Here is an 18,289-nt window from a genome sequence, read left to right on the forward strand (position 1 = left end):
GTTTTTAAAGTTTATTGTTTTGTTTATTTTTCGAGGATATAAAATGAAAAACCTCAACGTACTAGTACATTGAGGCATTTTAGTTTTATGTATTACTAATTTGCTTTATTGCTTCTATAAAGATTTCTCCTTCTACTGCTGCAACTTTTCTTTGCAAATCTTCTACTTTGTCATTTTCTTCGATATTGAAGGATTTTTGTGCTATAACTTCTCCTTCGTCTACTCCTGCTGTTACATAATGTACAGTAGCACCAGATATAGTTTCTCCTGCGTCTAAAACAGCTTTATGTACTTTGGCTCCGTACATTCCTTTACCACCAAATTTTGGTAATAAAGAAGGATGAATATTAATCATTTTATTTCCCCATTTCTTCGTAAATTCTGGAGATAAAATTGTTAAAAAACCAGCTAAGACAATTAAATCTATTTCTTCGTCTTCAAGATTGTGTTCAGCATCTTCAGAAAAAGTTTTTCTGTCTAAGACATATGTTCGGATATCTTTATCCAAAGATCGTTCTATTGCATAGCAATCTCTGTCTGCCATTACCATAGAAATTTCTACATTTGGTAATGTACCATCTTCGATAGCATCAATAATATTTTGAAGATTTGTTCCTCCTCCGGATACAAATACAGCTATTTTCATTTATATTATTTTGTGTTTGTTGTTCTGTTTTTTGATTATACTATTCAGTAGTTGAATTGATTTAATCAATAAAAAGCAATGCTTTCTTTATGTCTTCGTAACCAACTTCTCCATTATAATAATCGTAAATTGGTTTTAAGACTCTATTTTCTTCAAATTCAATTTCGCTATAAGCGAAACGTATTTTATCAATAATCTTGTCAGATGGTTTAAATTTAGAATAATCCAAGTCTGGTTCAGTTTCCTTGATTTTTCCAATATGATCAACAATTGCTGATGTTGTTAAACCTCTTTTCTCTGCAATTTGTTCCAAAGATAATCCTTCTTTTACATATTCTAAAGTAATTTCATAAGTTGATTTTTTTGGACCTTTATCTTTTACCTTACTTTTTTCTTTATTTTTAGCTATTTGTTTCTTATCTAATGTTCCACCAGAATGACGAATAAATGGAGCCCAAGAATCTTGTAATTCTTTTTCATCTAAAAAATCATCTATTTCATTGGATAATACTTGGAAACGTCTATCTGCTTTCATCGCTAAAGAATCAATTTCTAAAGCTGTTTGATTTAAACCATGTAACATCAATGAATTTAAATCTCTCAAACGAGAAAGTGCAACATAACCTTGTCCTTTTTCGAATGCTTTAGATAAATCTATAAAAGCAGAATCTAAAGTCATTCCTTGCGATTTATGAATTGTTATAGCCCAAGCTAATCGTAAAGGAACTTGTGTAAACGAAGCTAATGCTTTTCCCCCTTCATCTTCTATTGCCCAAGTTTCTGGTTTAGCAATATAAAATTCTCCGTCTAATGTTTTAATAATTGGCTCATCTTTGTCTGTATATCCAGAAACAGTACCTAAAGTTCCGTTTACAAAACCGACATCAAAATTATTACGCACAAACATTACTTTAGCACCTATCTTTAATTCTAAAACTTCATCAGCTAAAACTGATTTTTTTAAAACTTCTATCAAAGCAGGATTTCCAGCAACTTTTGCTTCGAATATTTTAGATGACGAATCAATATTAATCAATTGACCTTTATTGATTCTATCAACATCCATATTGTGTGTATACAAACGTGTTTGTGTATCTATTTCGTCTGCAAAATACTCTATTCTTGACTCTAACAAATCAACTGTTTTTTGAGAAATAGCTCCAGAACGAATTTCATTTAAAATATCATTCAATGCATTGTTTGTTTGACGATATTGTTCTGTAAGATAACAAATATGAACTTTTGATTGTACCCAAGCATCAGACATAAAGCAAAATTTATCTTTTGATTCTTCCCATTCTTCTCCGATTGGTGGAAGCTGAAAAAAATCTCCAGAAAAAATGACTTGTACTCCTCCAAAAGGCTCATCGTTTTGCTTGAAAAATTTTAAAACATAATCAACTGCATCAAGTTGATTTCTATGTAGCATAGAAATTTCATCAATAATCAATACTTTGACTTTATCCATCTTATCACGAAAATATTTTTTATCTCGTAATGATGCTAAATAACGATCAGAAACATAATCTTTAATCCCTATTCCAGCCCAAGAATGAATTGTTTGTCCATTCATGTGAGTAGCTGCAATCCCTGTAGATGCTGTTATAGCAACTGGAACGCCATGCTGTTTGAGGTATTGAATATACTGATTTAACACATAGGTTTTTCCGGCACCAGCAGAACCTGTTAAAAATACATTTCTTCCAGATTTTAATATTGCCATGGCTTTCGATTGTTGCATAATCTTCTATGTGAATTTTTGAATTGTAAAATAAAGGACAAAGATAAGAAGATTGTATGAAGTGAGGAAATTTGTAAAAAAGATTCAAATATTTTATAAAATATAAAAAAATTAATTAACTTTGTATTTCAAAGTACTTTTGTTATGCAAGAAAAAGATCCTATAAATAGTCTGAATGAAATAAAATCGATGATGCAAAGAAGTTCTAAATTCACAAGTATTAGTGGATGGAGTGGAATATGGGTTGGTTTTGTAGGTATAATTTCTGCTACAATAGCTTATTTTGGAATTTTGGAAAATTCATCTTTTTATAGCGGTTATCAAGAATTTACTGATTTAAGTACAATAAAGATTAAATTAATATTTCTAAGTATTATAACATTAGTTATTGCTTTAACTGGCGGATTTTTATTTATGATAAAGAAATCTAATCAAGATGATATAAAATTTATTAATCCTGTAACTAAACGTATTTTAAAAAAGTTTGCTTTTATATTAGTTATTGGAGGAATTATAAGTTTAATTTTTATCAAAAATTTAAATCTTGCTTATTTTGCTCCTTCTACTCTATTATTTTATGGATTAGCTTTATACACTGTAGAACGTGATACTATTATAGAAATTAAATACTTAGCGATATGTGAAATAATTCTGGGATTATTAGCTTTCTATTTTATATATAATGGTTTATTATTTTGGTTTATAGGTTTTGGAATTCTCCATCTAATTTTTGGAGCTTATATTATTAAAAAATATGATAACAAAGCTTAAATTTGACCATGGATTTTAATTTAAAAAAATTAAATAAAGTATTTGATAATCGTATTCGTGTGGGAATAATGAGTGCTTTGATAATGAATGAACAAATATCTTTCAAAGATTTAAAGGACTTCCTTGATCTTACAGATGGAAATTTAGCTTCTCATTTAAAAAATTTAGAAGATAATAATTATATCGTTGTACATAAAGGATTTATAGGACGAAAAACAAATACAACATACTCAATTACAAAACTAGGAAAAGAATCTTTTCAGGAACATTTAGCATATCTTGAAGAGCTTATTAAAAATATGAAATAATTTTTTTTACTTTTTTACTTTGAAATACAAAGTACTTTTTAATTATATATTTATAAAAAAATGGAAAACAACAATTCAAATCAAGAAACTAAAATTCCTATTAATCAAAATAAAACAATGATTAAAGGATTTATTATCGGAATTCTAACTTTATGTTTACTAATTCCAATACCTTTTATTTTAAGTTTAATACAAGAAAGACAAAAATATAAGGAAGATGTAACATCTGAGATATCTAATAAATGGAGTGGAAAACAAACTATTTATGGTCCTTTTCTTGAAATAACCTATTCAGAAAACAGTAAAAATGCAGAAGGAAAAGATATAACAATTCAAAAAAAAATATATATCTCAGCTGATAAATTAGACATTAAAGGTGACATTAATACGCAATTTAAAAAAAGGAGTATATACGAGACAAGTGTATACAAATCAAAAATTGATTTAGAAATTAAATTCAAAAATTTTAATGATATACTAGAAAATATTAAAATAAAACCCGAGAATATTATTTCTACAAAACTTATTTTCGGAATTACAAATTCAAAAGGTTATGAAAATAATGTTATCGCTAAATCTGCCAATAAAAATTATGAATTAATCTCTGATAATCAAACACTAATAATTAACAATGAAATAAAAAATCAAAAAGAAAGGATCCAATTCTTATCTCAAAATATAGACTATTCAACATTCGATTTTAATAAAGTCACTATTAATCTATCAATTAAAGGTTCTGAAATACTAAATTTCATTCCTTCTGCCATTAATACAAATGTAGATTTAACAACCAATTGGAAAGATTTAAAATATGATGGCAACTTTCTACCAAACGATAACCCAACAAATAAAAATGGAAAAACAAATATAAAATGGTCTATATATCAACAAAATCCTTTAAATGGACAACTATGGCGTACTGCTAATAATTTTAGTGATTACACTTTTGGAGTTGAGTTTTTACAAATGAATGATCATTATGATAAAACATATAGATCTACAAAATATGCAATCTTATTTATTAGTTTAACTTTTGCTGCCTTCTTTTTTATAGAAGTAAAAAATAATTTTAATATTCATATCATTCAATATGCTTTAGTTGGCTTTGCTATTTGCATTAATTTTATACTGCTTTTATCTTTATCAGAATATATAGGTTTTGATTTTTCATATTTGATTTCCTCAATAGCAACAATAATTTTAATCTCATTATTTATTTACTCATTTCTTAATTCGTTAAGATTAACTTTAAAAATAACATTGATGCTAATTATTCTTTATTCTTTTATTTATAGCATTTTACAATTAAAAGAACATGCATTATTAGTTGGAAGTATTGGACTATTCTTTATTCTAGCAATCATCATGTATTACTCTAAAAATATAGAATGGAACAAGATAAAATAAAATTAATTCACTTGTATTTAGGAGTTTTTGTCATCGGTATTGTACTGATGGCATTTTCTCTTGAAAAACAAATTGAAAATGATAAAATATTTCAATCAATTTCTATTTATTTAATTAGTCTATCACTATTATCTTTTTGTTTTAGCCTATATTATAAATTTGAATATTTTAATGATTTAATCTTAAAACAAGGAATCAAAAATGTAAAAGAATTATTTATACTTACCAATATTTTTTGGTTTCTAATTGTTTTTACTGTATTTGTAGATCAATTCTTTAATTCTAGTTTTAATTCATTCAATGAGATAGACTTCGTCTTTATTTTTTTACTATTTGGTTGTGTAATAGTTAACTTTACTATTGGAATATTTAGTTTCCATGTTGATTTTAATGTACCTTTCCTTTACATTAAAAAAAATCTAACCTTTTCAGATTTTTTTGCAATCATTATAATAGCTATAATGAAAGCTTTATTTGGAATAATTATATATTTTCTTATCATAGCAAGCTTTCCTACAACTGCTATTTGTTTTACTTTTTTAAATTTTATATTGATAAATGTTCTTTCTGCAATTCTTAAAAAATAAAATCGGATAAATTAATTTATCCGATTTTATTTTAATTTTCTAATAACCTTTATAGAACACAATTTGTGAAATTTCCAAATACAACTCCACTTTTTTCAGTAATAATAACTTGTATTGAGAATTCTTCAGGAATTGATGTTCCTACACGTATAAGCCCCATGGTTGCAGATGGAGAGCTAAAATCATAAACTACTTCATTAGTATTGACTTTCCTCACTAATATTTCAACATTCTCTTGTCCTTCACCTAATTGGAAATCAGCTGGAGGAAGATAATATCTAAAAGATTTACTATTAGGTAAGCATGTAATTGTAACTTCTCTATTATCAATAGAACCATTGTTCGATCCATTTCCTCCACCTATATTACCATTATCTGTCCCAGGAAAACCTTCTTGAGAAAAAGCAATACTAGAAATAAATAAACCACAAAATAATACTAGTTTTTTCATATTAATTATTTTTTATAAATTGTTAATTATCAATTAAATATAATAAATTATAATTTAGCAAAAACAATATATACTAAAAAAAGCTCAACATAAGTTGAGCTTTTTATAAAAATACTGAATGAAAGTTAATTCTTAAAAATATCTGAAACTACAGATTTATAAGTATCCCCAATAGGAATTTCTTTATTCTCTAAGAAAATTGATTTATTTTGAACTGATTTAATTCTTTTTGTAGGAATAATAAAGGAACGATGTACTCTAATAAAAAGATTATCAGGTAGTTTTTCTAAAAGAGATTTCATAGACATTCTTGCAGTTATCTTTTTATTATCAGATAAATGGATTTTTACATAATCATCTAATCCTTCAATATATTCTATCTCTTCGTAATAAATTTTATTTAATTTATAATCTGCTCGAATTGATAAAAAATCATTTTCGTTTTTAACTTTATTATTTCCTAAACTATTTTTAGCTTTACAAATCGCTTCTTCAAATCGCTCATATTCAATTGGCTTCAATAAATAATCTAATGCAGAGACATTAAAACCATCTACAGCATACTCTTCGAATGCGGTTGTAAATATCACTGGAATTTTATTTTCTAATTTCTTATAAAATTCCATTCCATTTGTTCTTGAAACTTGTATATCCAAAAACATTAAATCAATAGGAAATTGATTGATATATTTTTGAGCATCTTTTAAATTTGAAAAAGTTTTTATTAATTCTACCTCATTATTTCTTTTACAGTATGTTTCTAAAACTATCAAGGCTAGAGGTTCATCATCTACAGCAATTGCTTTAATCATTTAAAAATAATTTTAATCTAACAAAATAATTGGAACTTGTTTCCTTTACTTCTAGTTGATAGCGATTTGCATAAATTACATCTAAACGCTTCTTGGTATTTTTTAATCCTATTCCACTTTGTTCCTCAATAAGATTTACATCTTCTAGAATTGTATTTTCTACCAACATTGTTAATGTTGTATTATCAATAGAAATATTTATTTTAATTGGATTATATTCATCATCAATTATACCATATTTAAAAGCATTCTCTATAAAATTAATTAATAATAATGGTGAAATTTTTATATCTGAAACATCTCCATTAATTTGAAAAACGATTGAATTATTATTAATCAAACGAAGTTGTTGTAATTTTATATAATTTTTTATGTATTCTAAATCCTCTCTTAATGGAACAAAATCTTTTGATGAGTGTGATACTACATATCTCATCATTTTAGATAATTTCATTACAGCATCTGATGCAAAATCTGATTTTTGAAGTGTTAATGCATAAATATTATTTAGTGTATTAAATAAGAAATGAGGATTTATTTGAGCTCTCAAATAAGCAATTTCTGACAATTGTTTCTGTTCTTGCATTTCTACATAACGTTTATTTTGTCTTATGAAAAGAGAAATTATTGCCAAAGAAAAAAACATTAATATTTTCGGACTCCACATTACAAAATTTGGAGGAGGAGGACCATCATGTCTAAATTTATCAAACCTTGGAGGCTCTTTTCTAGGCATTTTTTGTAAATGAAAACTCCATTCAGGAATTTTATAAACAATAAAAAAACAAGCGATTAAAATTAAAGTATAAACTATATACTTTCTTTTGAAATACAATTTTGGAATTAATAAGAAATAATTCAGAAAAAAGAACATCAATAATAATATGTTCTCAAATAACATCCTTCTGAAATGCCTTGTTTCAAATAAAACATTATTGGCTGTATCATTATTTGAAACAGATAAAAAAGGAATTAATATAAATACGACTGAAATTATAGAGAAAATTATAATTTCTCTTTTTGTAATTTTTTTATTCATCTTTTATTGAGATTGATGAGATTGAAAAAAATGGTCGATTTGGAATCAGCATGGTTTGAATTAAATCAGTATTATCTATATTTTCTGCTACTAAATAACAATTATTTACTTCACCAAAGTAATAATATTGTTGCGTGTAAAATGTAATTCCAATCTTATGTTCATTAAAATTTTTATTGGATGAATTAATAATATCTATTTCAAAATTAATGAATTTAAGATGATTCTTATTTAAATTATCTTTAATTTGATAAAGATTTCCTTTCAATTGCTCTATATAATGAATAGAACTCATTCCAACTAAATAATGCAATTGTTCTGCTTTAGGATTTAGTCGTTTAAGATCCATAAAAGAATCAACTTTATTATTTGCATCCTGAAAAAGTTGTTCTTGCAAATAATATTCTCTATATGTTGCTTCTAAAACATACTTCTCCCATACAGATGTTGTCTTAGCATCTATAATTAATCGAAAAGCAAATTGTACTTTATGAATCTTTATTGACATATTCTATTTTTGTTGTTGTACTGTTGTTGGAGGCACCATTGGTTTTCCTCCTGGAGGTGGTCCCATTTTTCCATCTGGTGGTGGCATTCCTGGTCCTCCAGGACCTCCCATTGGTTCTTTAAATTCTTCTATATTTTTAGTTGAAATTACAATATTTACATCAATCATAAAACCTTTTTCTAGGCTACCAGAAACTTTTGCTATTTGATTACCATCAACATCGTCAGAAAAAACATTATCATCTGCATTATAGGTATATCCTTCCATTCCTTTTGTATAACCATAAGATTTCGCAGCATTAACCAAAACTACAGCAGAATCATTACCTTCTGGAAATGCAATTTGTGTAACTTTTAATGATTTACCTGTTTTATCATAAATATGTACATGTATATGTGTTGCGCGACTTATGTACCACCCAGGGAAAATTGAACTAAATTGAACCTCACCTTTTTCATTCGTTAATTGTCTTCCTCTCAAAAAATTATATGACTTATAATCTGTAGGCTGCATGACCATTCCTCCATATTGAGAATAATTTCCATCTTTATCACAATGCCAAATATCTACAATAGCATCTTTTAAAGGCATACAATTATCATCTACATCGGTTAGTGTAATCTTTATAACAGCGCTCACTCCTGTCCTATCTCCTTTTATATTAGAACGAGAATAACTTGATGGTTGCTTTGTTGGAAATGGACCTTCTGTTTCAGAATCCCAAACTTCACAATCTGATTTTTGGTCTGCTTTTGAGTTATTACAACTCATTAGAACCTTAGGAACAATTAAACTTGCTCCTAAAAACCCTAAACTATTTTTTATAAAATCTTTTCTGTTCATTTTATATTAATACTTTTATTGTTGAGGAAATTGTATATCCTTCACTCAAACTACCAGAAACAGTTGCTATTTGTTGACCTGTTGTATCATCAGAAAAGACATTATCTTGCGCATTATAAGTATAACCTGACATTCCTTTTGTATATCCATAAGAAGTTGCAGAATTTACAACTACAACAGCACTAGCACTACTTTCTGGAAATGCTATTTGTGTTACTTTTACAGATGTACCACTTTTATCATATACATGTACATGTATATGTGTTGCTCGACTCATATACCAACCAGGAAAAATAGAAGTGAATTTCACTTTACCATTAGAGTCTGTTACTTGTCTTCCTCTTAAAAAATTATAAGATTGATAATTCGTTTGTTGCATTTGTGTTCCTCCATATTGAGAATAATTTCCATCTTTATCACAATGCCAGATATCAACGATAATACCTTCTACTGGAGCACAACTATTATTAACATCCTGAATTATAATCTCAATAGTAGCATCTACACCTGTTCTATCCCCAACAATATCTGTACGTACGTAACTAGATGGTATTTTTGTAGGAAATGGACCTTCTGTTTCTGTTGGCCATACAGTACAAGATTCATTTGTTCCTACTTCTGTAGTTGTTGAATCTGATGTTACTGATGAATTATCATCACTTTTACAAGACATAGTTACTTTTGGTAAAATAAGTGCTGTTCCTAAGAAACCTAGACTATTTTTTAAAAATTCTTTTCTTTCCATTTTTATACTTTTTTATATTTTTAATTAATAATCAATTACCATTAATAATGAATCTTCACTTAAGGATTCAAAATCTACATGTTCATCAGAACCTATAGAAAGTAAATCTCTAGATTCTATAAGTCGATCATGTACTTCAAATATTCCTGTCAATGAAATAACTAACCAGCTTCTTTCTACTTTTTTTAATGGTAATTCGGATTCTTTTCTATCTTCAAATTTTCCAAGAAAAACATTGAATAAACTATGTCTAACTATTTTATTTAAATGATTATTTCTTTCTAATTCAATTGGAGCTATACTATTACTAATTTTTTCTTTTGGTTTGATTAAAAACAAAGAATACAAGTATGAGTATTCATCTTTTAATTCTCCTAAGATTTCTATGATAGATCCTTTTTCTAAATAGTATACAAAAACTTGATTTGTCTTTATAGTCCAATTAAATCCATTCATATTAAGACGAATACCATTTAACAAAGGCAATAAAATAAGATAACCACTATCTTTTATTACTTTTTGATAAATACCATGTTCATTTAAGGCTATATCATCAATAAAAGCAAAATCAGAAACATTAGTTTTTTCATCTAATGCATTTATACGTAAGAAATTATTTTCAAATAAATTTCTATTTTCAGCTTTACATAATCTTATCATATCCTCATTTCTATAAATCAAAAATATTGTTAAGAAATTGAATGATTAAATTTTAGAGGTAAACAGAATATATATGTAGGTAAATAGAATAAGTTAAAATGAAAATAATACTTTAAAATAAGTATTATTTTAATCTAAAGTTTTTGAAATAAGTTTATTTTCAAAAAATCTCCATAAAATGAATAAAAAAAGAAGAACTAGAAGATAGATTGTAAAATACAATTCTATATATATATTAAAAAAAAGTGATATAATAATTCCTAAGATAAAAACTATTGGATAGAATAACGTTAATCTTAGAAACAAATTAACAATTAAATTCATCCATTGATTAAGTGTTTTTTCTGATTTTATTTTCGGAGCTCCTAAAGACATTATTGAAGGTATAAACATAATAATACTCATAATTAGTCCTAAGATTGATATTATCCATAAAAAAATATTCATATCATTTTTTTCTAAATATAAAGATTTATTAAATAGAATAATGCATAAAAAAATCGGATAAGTAAACTTATCCGATTTTATATTTTATTGAAATGATTCTATTTCAGAATAATTTTATTATCTCCTTCTTGAATTTCTCCAACTATAGCACTTCCTTTTACAATATCTACTACTTTTTGAGCATCTTCTTGATTAACAATAACAATCATTCCAACTCCCATATTAAATGTACCGAACATTTCTTCTTCTGCTATATTTCCTCGCTTTGCTAATTCTTGCATTACAGTAGGAACATTAATTTTTGATTTCTCTATTACAGCAGATAAACCATTATTAATAATACGAGGTACATTTTCATATAAACCTCCTCCAGTAATATGAGCAATTCCTGACATTTCTATTCCTACATCTTTAATTGCAAAAATATCATTCTGGTATAATTTTGTAGGAACTAACAATGTTTCATATAAAGGTTTTCCTTCAAATTCCTCATTAAAATCTGGAAATATTTTACGAATTAATGAGAAACCATTAGAATGAAAGCCACTCGCTGGTAAAGCTACAATTGCTTGTCCTGCTTTTATTTTAGAGCCATCAATTATTTCATCACGTTCTACAACTCCAACACAAAAACCTGCAACATCATAATCACCAACTTTATACATTCCTGGCATTTCTGCTGTTTCTCCTCCGATAAGAGCTGTTCCTGTTTCTTTACATGCTTTTGCAATTCCAGAAACAATTTCTGCCGCAACATCAGAATCTAATTTTCCACAAGCTAAATAATCTAAGAAAAATAAAGGTTTTGCACCATGACAAAGAATATCATTTGCACACATCGCAAAACAATCTATTCCAACTGTATCATAAATTTTCGAATCTAAAGCGACACGTAATTTTGTACCAACACCATCAGTTCCAGAAACCAATACAGGGTTTTTATAACCTCCTAATTGGTAAAAAGCTCCAAAACTTCCGATTCCATTTAACACGTTCTCATTATGTGTTGCTGCAACAGCTTCTTTAATTTTTGATACCGTTTGATAACCTTCTTCTTTATCTACTCCGGCTTGTTTATATGTATTACTCATTTTAATTATGATTTAGTTTTTCGAAATTCATAAATAGAATTTCGTTTAACAATTTAACAACAAGAAGTTGATTCTTCTTGTGTTTGATTACTATAATTAACAGGATATTTTTCTGTAAAACATCCAAAACAATGTTCATCACTACCTAATAAATCAATTAAATTATTTACAGTTAAGAAATCTAATGAATCTACATTAAGATATTTTTCAACTTCTTTAATTGATTTATTTCCAGAAATTAAATCTGCTTTTGATGGCATATCAATTCCTAAGTAGCATGGAGCTATAATTGGAGGTGAAGCTGATCGGAAATGTATCTCTTTTGCTCCTGCTTCTTTCAAAATTTTTATTAATAATTTTGAAGTTGTACCTCGAACAATTGAATCATCTAAAACAACCAGACGCTTTCCTTTGATTTTATTTTTGATTGGATTCAATTTAAGATTTACTACTCTTTCTCTCATTTCCTGTGATGGAACAATGAAAGAGCGAGACATATATCTATTTTTTATCAAAATTGGTTCATAAGGAATACCTGAAGCTTCTGAATAACCGATTGCTGATGGAATACCAGAATCGGGAACACCAATAACAATATCAGCATCAACAGGAGACTGTTCGTATAATTTTCTTCCTGATTCAACCCTTAAATCATAAATTTCATTTCCTTCAATATTAGAATCTGGACGAGCAAAATAAATATATTCGAACGCACAAATATTTTTTCTTGAAGGTTGATTTAAAGAATATGATTTTAAACCATTTTCATCAACAACAATTAATTCTCCTGGTTCTACATCTCGAATAAATTCAGCTCCAACAGCATCTAAAGCACAAGTCTCTGAACAGAATACATAAGCATCATCCAGCTTTCCCATACATAATGGTCGAATTCCGTTTGGATCACGAAATGCAGCTAATTGATTGTTTGCCAATAATAACACAGAAAATGCACCTTTTATTTTTTCTGTTCCTTTTTGTATCGCTTCAACCATATCCAAATGAGAATATTTTTGAATAGAACGTAAAAGAACTTCAGTGTCTGATGTTGCTAAGAATGGTAACCCTTCTGCTTCTAATTCTTTTCTTAAACCTTCGACTTCAATCAAATTTCCATTGTGAGCAATAGAAAAATGAGGTTTACCATAGATATTATATGTATAAAGTGGCTGTATATTTCTTCTATGTCCGTCACCTGCCGTTGTATATCGAGTATGACCAATAGCAGCATTCCCTTGATATTCTTCAATATCAGATTCCATAGTTTTAAAAACATCTAATACTAAACCAGCTTTTTTTACTGTTTTAATATTTCCATCTTTCAAAAAAGAAACTCCACAAGCCTCTTGACCACGATGTTGAAGTGCAAATAAACCAAATTGTGTTATAGAATATGTATTTATTTTATTTGGTGAATAAACACCAAAAACACCACATTCTTCATTAACACTGTCAACAGTATCGGCTGCATATTTCTTTAACAAATTTCTTTCGTAGAAATTTGTTAGATATTCAGCCTTTAGCTGACTTTTATGTAATTTTTTATCAATCATTTCAAATGAAAAAATGATTATTTTAAAACTTCTACTAAACGATTATATACTTCGTGATAAGCTTCTGAAACATCACCTAAATCACGACGAAAACGATCTTTATCTAATTTTTTCCCTGTTTCTACATCCCATAAACGACATGTATCTGGAGAAATTTCATCAGCTAAAATTATATTACCATCAACATCTTTTCCAAATTCTATTTTGAAATCAGCTAAAATCAATCCAGCTTTTAAAAATAATTCTTTTAAAGCTTCATTAATTTTATCAGTAATTGCGTATAATTCTTTTAATTCATCATACGTTGCAGCTCCTAATAAAACTGCATGATGATCATTGATAAGTGGATCACCTAATTCATCTTTTTTGTAACAAATATCGAAGATTGTAACAGGAGATTTACCTCCTTCCTCTAATCCTAAACGTTGCGCCATACTTCCTGCTACATAATTACGAACAACCATTTCAATTGGAATAATTGAAACTTTTTTCACTAATTGTTCACGATCATTTAACTGCTCGATGAAATGTGTTGGAATACCTTTTTCGATTAAATAATCAAAAATTAAAGTAGAAATTTTGTTATTCATTTCTCCTTTGTCCTCAACCGTTCCACGCTTTTGTGCATTAAAAGCAGTTGCATCATCTTTGTAATAAACAATTACTTTGTCTGCTTCTTCTGTAGCGTACACTTGTTTTGCTTTTCCTTCGTAAATGAAGTCTTTTTTTGTTAAGCTCATCGTTGTCTGTTGTTAACTTTTTGTTTTTTTGTTTTGTTTGAAATGAAAAAGTCCACTTCTTGTTTGCCTGTTTGCGATAAATAACTTGTTCAAGGTTATTTGTCGAGTTCTAATTTTGATTGGTTCAGGATCAAAATTATTATTGTTTGTTGTTTGTTTAATTCTTAAAATACTCTACAGCATTTTTAAAGATATTCATATATCCATTATCTGGAATATTTTTGAATAATCCTTCTTCATATCTTTCTGGATGTCCCATTCTACCATAAATTTTCCCACAAGGAGAAACAATTCCTTCTACAGCAAAAGTAGATCCATTAGGATTATATGGCATTTGTCCAGCCAATTTCCCTTCTAAATCAATAAATTGTGTTGCAATTTGACCTTTATCTATTAATTTTTCTAATTCTTGGTCATTTGCTACGAAACGTCCTTCACCATGAGAAAAAGGAATCCAATACTCTTGACCTTCCATTCCGTTTAACCAAGGTGAGTGAGATTTATTTACACGAACTTTAGCTAATTGTGTAATATGACGACCAATTTCATTAAATGTTAATGTTGGTGTATTTTCTTCTAAATCCTGAATTCTACCATAAGGCAATAAACCTGATTTTATTAATGCTTGAAAACCATTACACACTCCTAAAATTAATCCATTTCTTTCTAATAATTGATGGATTGCAGTTTTAATTTTTTCATTACGTAAAACTGTCGCTATAAATTTACCCGATCCGTCAGGTTCATCAGCAGCAGAAAAACCTCCAGGAATAAATAAAATATTTGCTTTATTTATTTCAGTTACAAAAGCATTTACAGATTCTTCAACATCTTGTTCTGATAAATTTCTAAATGGTAAAGTTGTAACAATTGCTCCTTCTTTTATAAAAGCTTTTGCAGAATCATATTCTGAATTTGTTCCAGGAAAAATTGGAATAAACACTTTAGGATTTGCAACTTTATTTTCAGAGAAAGGAAAACAAATTTCTTCAGCTTTCAAGTCTTTATCTTCGATAACTTTGTCGGAAGATGATTTATAAGGGAAAATTGAATGAAAAGTTTCTTTCCAAAGATGTTTTAATTCTTTCAAATTAATTTCTTCTCCGTTCAATTCAAATAATTCTTTATCTGTAGTATTTCCTAATGAATGATAATTTGTAGAAATATCTGTTGGAACATTTAATTCATCTGCATGTTCAATGATAATAGATCCAGGATAATATTTCGCCAAATCTAATTGAGTATTTATTGCAAAACCTATTTCATTACCAAAAGCCATATTAGCTAAAGTCTCTGCAATTCCTCCAAATTTAACTATCATCATTGATTTTACATTATTTCTATCAAGAGAAGTTATAAAATCAAAAATTGATTTCGTATTATTTTCATCAATCAAATAATCTTCATGCTGAGTTGGAATAAAAACAGATAATTTAGAATTTTTATTAACCAATGTACCTTGAACAACTTTATTTGTTTGAGAAGGTGCAATAGCAAATGAAATTAATGTTGGTGGAACATCTATATCTTGGTATGAACCTGACATAGAATCTTTTCCTCCAATAGCAGGAATTCCAAACTGACGTTGCGCTTCAATTGTACCTAAAATCGCAGCAAAAGGTTTTCCCCAACGAATTTCTTCGTTTCTTAATTTTTCAAAATATTCTTGAAAAGTCAAACGAATATCAGCATAATTACCTCCAGCAGCAACAATTTTCGTCATAGAATCTATCACCGCAAAATAAGCTCCGTGATAGTTAGACCAACGAGAAATTATAGGATTATATCCAAATGATGCGATTGATACAGCATTTGTGAAACCATCTGTAGGAAATTTCTGTACAGAAACATCTTCTGGAGTATCCATTGTTTTTCCTCCAAAAGCATTTAAAATAGTAGAACGTCCAACATTATTATCAAACATCTCTACCATACCTTTTTGAGATGCATGATTTAATTCTTGCATCATTGCAATAAATTCATTTCTATCGAATGATTTATTTTCAAAAGGATTTGTATAATTTTCGTCCGTAACCTCAATTTTTGCTTGTTTACGAACTCCATTTGTATCTAAAAATTTACGATCTAATTCAACAATTTTAGTTCCTTTCCAAACTAAAGTCATTGTGTCGTCAGCAGTAACCTCAGCAACACAAGTTGCTTCTAAATTTTCTTCTTTAGCTAAAGCTATAAATGTATCAACATCTTTTGCCTCTACTGCAACAGCCATACGTTCTTGAGATTCTGAAATAGCTAATTCAGTACCATTTAAGCCTGCATATTTCAAAGGAACTTTATCTAAATCAACATTAATTCCTCTTGCAATTTCTCCAATAGCAACTGAAACACCTCCAGCACCAAAATCATTACATTTCTTGATTAATGTTAATACATTTGGATTACGGAATAAACGTTGTATTTTTCTTTCTACAATTGCATTTCCTTTTTGTACCTCAGCAGATAAATCATCTAATTTTAAACCATCATGTGTTTTAGATGATCCCGAAGCTCCTCCTACTCCATCACGACCTGTTGCTCCTCCTAATAAGATAATTCTATCTCCAGCAACTGGTTCTTCACGACGTACATATTCTTTTTTTACAGCTCCAGCTACAAAACCAACTTCCATTCGTTTTGCTTTATAACCTTCGTCATAAATTTCTTTCACAAAAGTTGTTGCTAAACCAATTTGATTTCCATAAGAACTGAAACCGTTTGCTGCTTCTTTTGTTATTTTTCTTTGTGGTAATTTACCTGGTAAAGTATCTTCAATTTTTTCTAACGGATTAGCTGCTCCTGTAATTCTCATTGCTTGAAAAACATAAGAACGACCACTTAAAGGGTCACGAATTGCTCCTCCAACACATGTTGATGCTCCTCCATAAGGTTCTACTTCTGTTGGGTGATTATGTGTTTCATTCTTAAATTGTAATAACCATTCTTCTTCTATTCCATCTACATCAATAGGAACAGCAATAGAACATGCATTAATTTCTTCTGATACATCAATGTTTTTAACAACACCTGTACGAGAAAGATATTTCCCCATAATTGTTGCTAAATCCATCAAACGAATTGGTTTAGTAATTCCTAATTCTTGACGAATTTGTTGATAATAATCGAATGTTTTTTGAAGAGTTGCATTAAATTTAGAATTAAACTTAATGTCTGTTATTTCTGTTTCAAAAGTTGTATGACGACAATGGTCCGACCAATAAGTGTCTAAAACTTTTAATTCTGTTTCTGTAGGATTGCGTTGAATTGATTTAAAATAATCTTGTATAAAAATTAAATCATCCATTTCTAATGATAAACCAAAGTTTGTATGAATATCATTTAACTGCTTTTCGTCAGCTATAATAAATCCATCTATAGTAGGAACTTCTGTTACTGCAGGATTTGCAGGGATTTCCATTTTTGATAAATCTTTTTCACGAGATTCTATTGGATTAATTAAATAACTTTTTACTTTCTGTAAATCATCTTTCGATAAATCATCATTGAAAACATATAATAGTCCAGATTTTATTGTTACATTTTCAACATTCATCAAAACTAAACATTGTTCAGCAGAATCATCTCTTTGACTATACTGACCTGGTAAAAACTCAGTAGCAAAAAAGTTTTTTGAATAAGGGATGCTTTCATTTATAGCATCCTCAACGTACTTAAAAGATATATCTGTAACAGGATCTACAAACACCTTATTTTGAACCATTTCTAGTTGATTTTCGTCTATATTAAATAGATCATAAATAACAAAAACCTTGCACTCAATTGTAGGTACAAGGTTTCTAAGTTCTATTGTAGTCTTTTGACTTATAATGTCAAATTCTGATTTCTTCTGAATGAAAAGTCTTTGGTTCATTGTTTTGTTTGCTGTTGTATTTGTTTAATATGTTTAAACCATTTGTATTTACTTCGACAAACAAATATATCT

General features: G+C 28.1%; 17 protein-coding genes. 4 read left to right on the forward strand and 13 right to left on the reverse strand.

From position 1 onward, the window contains the following. Positions 1 to 85 precede the first annotated feature (85 nt). Together purN and RT575_RS09220 are read right to left on the reverse strand one after the other, a co-directional pair. On the reverse strand, positions 86 to 646 hold the full coding sequence (purN, locus tag RT575_RS09215; RefSeq protein ID WP_313580348.1) for a phosphoribosylglycinamide formyltransferase: 561 nt from the start codon (positions 644 to 646) through the stop codon (positions 86 to 88). 61 nt (positions 647 to 707) lie between these two features. Beyond that, positions 708 to 2,387: a helix-turn-helix domain-containing protein gene (locus tag RT575_RS09220; protein WP_313580350.1), complete on the reverse strand. Its 1,680-nt coding sequence runs from the start codon at positions 2,385 to 2,387 to the stop codon at positions 708 to 710. A gap of 144 nt (positions 2,388 to 2,531) precedes the next feature. Here RT575_RS09220 and RT575_RS09225 point away from each other — a divergent pair, with 144 nt between their 5' ends. From RT575_RS09225 to RT575_RS09240, 4 genes are read left to right on the forward strand one after another with little or no spacing between them, the layout of a single operon-like run. Then, positions 2,532 to 3,158, forward strand: coding sequence for a hypothetical protein (locus RT575_RS09225; protein ID WP_313580352.1), 627 nt, complete (start codon positions 2,532 to 2,534; stop codon positions 3,156 to 3,158). Between the two features lie 8 nt (positions 3,159 to 3,166). Next, positions 3,167 to 3,466 (forward strand): transcriptional regulator, encoded by a 300-nt coding sequence (locus RT575_RS09230; protein WP_313386349.1) that lies wholly within the window; start codon positions 3,167 to 3,169, stop codon positions 3,464 to 3,466. Between the two features lie 60 nt (positions 3,467 to 3,526). Next, positions 3,527 to 4,873, forward strand: a complete 1,347-nt coding sequence (gene creD, locus RT575_RS09235) for a cell envelope integrity protein CreD (RefSeq protein ID WP_313580354.1) — start codon at positions 3,527 to 3,529, stop codon at positions 4,871 to 4,873. Continuing rightward, positions 4,855 to 5,460, forward strand: coding sequence for a hypothetical protein (locus tag RT575_RS09240; protein ID WP_313580356.1), 606 nt, complete (start codon positions 4,855 to 4,857; stop codon positions 5,458 to 5,460). Before creD ends, RT575_RS09240 begins: the two co-directional genes overlap by 19 nt. A 49-nt stretch (positions 5,461 to 5,509) precedes the next feature. Here the strand turns inward: RT575_RS09240 and RT575_RS09245 are convergent, their stop codons facing one another. The 11 genes from RT575_RS09245 to RT575_RS09295 form a co-directional block, all read right to left on the reverse strand. Then, positions 5,510 to 5,911 (reverse strand): hypothetical protein, encoded by a 402-nt coding sequence (locus RT575_RS09245; protein WP_313580358.1) that lies wholly within the window; start codon positions 5,909 to 5,911, stop codon positions 5,510 to 5,512. 125 nt (positions 5,912 to 6,036) lie between these two features. Further along, on the reverse strand, positions 6,037 to 6,723 hold the full coding sequence (locus tag RT575_RS09250; protein ID WP_313580360.1) for a LytTR family DNA-binding domain-containing protein: 687 nt from the start codon (positions 6,721 to 6,723) through the stop codon (positions 6,037 to 6,039). Continuing rightward, positions 6,716 to 7,762: a sensor histidine kinase gene (locus tag RT575_RS09255; protein WP_313580362.1), complete on the reverse strand. Its 1,047-nt coding sequence runs from the start codon at positions 7,760 to 7,762 to the stop codon at positions 6,716 to 6,718. Before RT575_RS09255 ends, RT575_RS09250 begins: the two co-directional genes overlap by 8 nt. Then, a complete protein-coding gene (locus tag RT575_RS09260; RefSeq protein ID WP_313580364.1) occupies positions 7,755 to 8,270 on the reverse strand; it encodes a hypothetical protein in 516 nt (171 codons plus the stop codon). Before RT575_RS09260 ends, RT575_RS09255 begins: the two co-directional genes overlap by 8 nt. Before the next feature lie 3 nt (positions 8,271 to 8,273). Further along, positions 8,274 to 9,113 carry an intradiol ring-cleavage dioxygenase gene (locus tag RT575_RS09265; RefSeq protein ID WP_313580366.1) on the reverse strand — a complete coding sequence of 280 codons (840 nt, stop codon included), beginning with the start codon at positions 9,111 to 9,113 and terminating at the stop codon, positions 8,274 to 8,276. 1 nt (position 9,114) lies between these two features. Further along, on the reverse strand, positions 9,115 to 9,858 hold the full coding sequence (locus tag RT575_RS09270; protein ID WP_313580367.1) for an intradiol ring-cleavage dioxygenase: 744 nt from the start codon (positions 9,856 to 9,858) through the stop codon (positions 9,115 to 9,117). 24 nt (positions 9,859 to 9,882) lie between these two features. After that, positions 9,883 to 10,518 carry a hypothetical protein gene (locus tag RT575_RS09275; protein ID WP_313386358.1) on the reverse strand — a complete coding sequence of 212 codons (636 nt, stop codon included), beginning with the start codon at positions 10,516 to 10,518 and terminating at the stop codon, positions 9,883 to 9,885. A 545-nt stretch (positions 10,519 to 11,063) separates the two neighbouring features. Then, a complete protein-coding gene (gene purM / locus RT575_RS09280; protein ID WP_313580370.1) occupies positions 11,064 to 12,056 on the reverse strand; it encodes a phosphoribosylformylglycinamidine cyclo-ligase in 993 nt (330 codons plus the stop codon). Positions 12,057 to 12,109: 53 nt separating this feature from the next. Beyond that, entirely contained in the window at positions 12,110 to 13,609 is a 1,500-nt protein-coding gene (gene purF / locus RT575_RS09285) for an amidophosphoribosyltransferase (RefSeq protein ID WP_313386360.1), read from the reverse strand. 17 nt (positions 13,610 to 13,626) lie between these two features. After that, positions 13,627 to 14,349: a phosphoribosylaminoimidazolesuccinocarboxamide synthase gene (purC, locus tag RT575_RS09290; RefSeq protein ID WP_313373984.1), complete on the reverse strand. Its 723-nt coding sequence runs from the start codon at positions 14,347 to 14,349 to the stop codon at positions 13,627 to 13,629. Positions 14,350 to 14,506: 157 nt separating this feature from the next. Next, positions 14,507 to 18,217 carry a phosphoribosylformylglycinamidine synthase gene (locus tag RT575_RS09295; protein ID WP_313580372.1) on the reverse strand — a complete coding sequence of 1,237 codons (3,711 nt, stop codon included), beginning with the start codon at positions 18,215 to 18,217 and terminating at the stop codon, positions 14,507 to 14,509. Positions 18,218 to 18,289: the final 72 nt, after the last annotated feature.

The organism is Chishuiella sp., assembly GCF_032109125.1.
Taxonomy (GTDB): Bacteria; Bacteroidota; Bacteroidia; order Flavobacteriales; family Weeksellaceae; genus Empedobacter.

Bases quoted from the DNA above. Each gene is read 5' to 3' on its own strand.
- purM (WP_313580370.1), bottom strand. From the start codon at position 12,056: ATGAGTAATACATATAAACAAGCCGGAGTAGATAAAGAAGAAGGTTAT.
- purC (WP_313373984.1), bottom strand. From the start codon at position 14,349: ATGAGCTTAACAAAAAAAGACTTCATTTACGAAGGAAAAGCAAAACAA.
- RT575_RS09265 (WP_313580366.1), bottom strand. From the start codon at position 9,113: ATGAACAGAAAAGATTTTATAAAAAATAGTTTAGGGTTTTTAGGAGCA.
- purN (WP_313580348.1), bottom strand. From the start codon at position 646: ATGAAAATAGCTGTATTTGTATCCGGAGGAGGAACAAATCTTCAAAAT.
- RT575_RS09255 (WP_313580362.1), bottom strand. From the start codon at position 7,762: ATGAATAAAAAAATTACAAAAAGAGAAATTATAATTTTCTCTATAATT.
- RT575_RS09270 (WP_313580367.1), bottom strand. From the start codon at position 9,858: ATGGAAAGAAAAGAATTTTTAAAAAATAGTCTAGGTTTCTTAGGAACA.
- RT575_RS09240 (WP_313580356.1), top strand. From the start codon at position 4,855: ATGGAACAAGATAAAATAAAATTAATTCACTTGTATTTAGGAGTTTTT.
- creD (WP_313580354.1), top strand. From the start codon at position 3,527: ATGGAAAACAACAATTCAAATCAAGAAACTAAAATTCCTATTAATCAA.
- RT575_RS09295 (WP_313580372.1), bottom strand. From the start codon at position 18,217: ATGAACCAAAGACTTTTCATTCAGAAGAAATCAGAATTTGACATTATA.
- RT575_RS09220 (WP_313580350.1), bottom strand. From the start codon at position 2,387: ATGCAACAATCGAAAGCCATGGCAATATTAAAATCTGGAAGAAATGTA.
- RT575_RS09275 (WP_313386358.1), bottom strand. From the start codon at position 10,518: ATGATAAGATTATGTAAAGCTGAAAATAGAAATTTATTTGAAAATAAT.
- RT575_RS09225 (WP_313580352.1), top strand. From the start codon at position 2,532: ATGCAAGAAAAAGATCCTATAAATAGTCTGAATGAAATAAAATCGATG.
- purF (WP_313386360.1), bottom strand. From the start codon at position 13,609: ATGATTGATAAAAAATTACATAAAAGTCAGCTAAAGGCTGAATATCTA.
- RT575_RS09250 (WP_313580360.1), bottom strand. From the start codon at position 6,723: ATGATTAAAGCAATTGCTGTAGATGATGAACCTCTAGCCTTGATAGTT.
- RT575_RS09245 (WP_313580358.1), bottom strand. From the start codon at position 5,911: ATGAAAAAACTAGTATTATTTTGTGGTTTATTTATTTCTAGTATTGCT.
- RT575_RS09260 (WP_313580364.1), bottom strand. From the start codon at position 8,270: ATGTCAATAAAGATTCATAAAGTACAATTTGCTTTTCGATTAATTATA.
- RT575_RS09230 (WP_313386349.1), top strand. From the start codon at position 3,167: ATGGATTTTAATTTAAAAAAATTAAATAAAGTATTTGATAATCGTATT.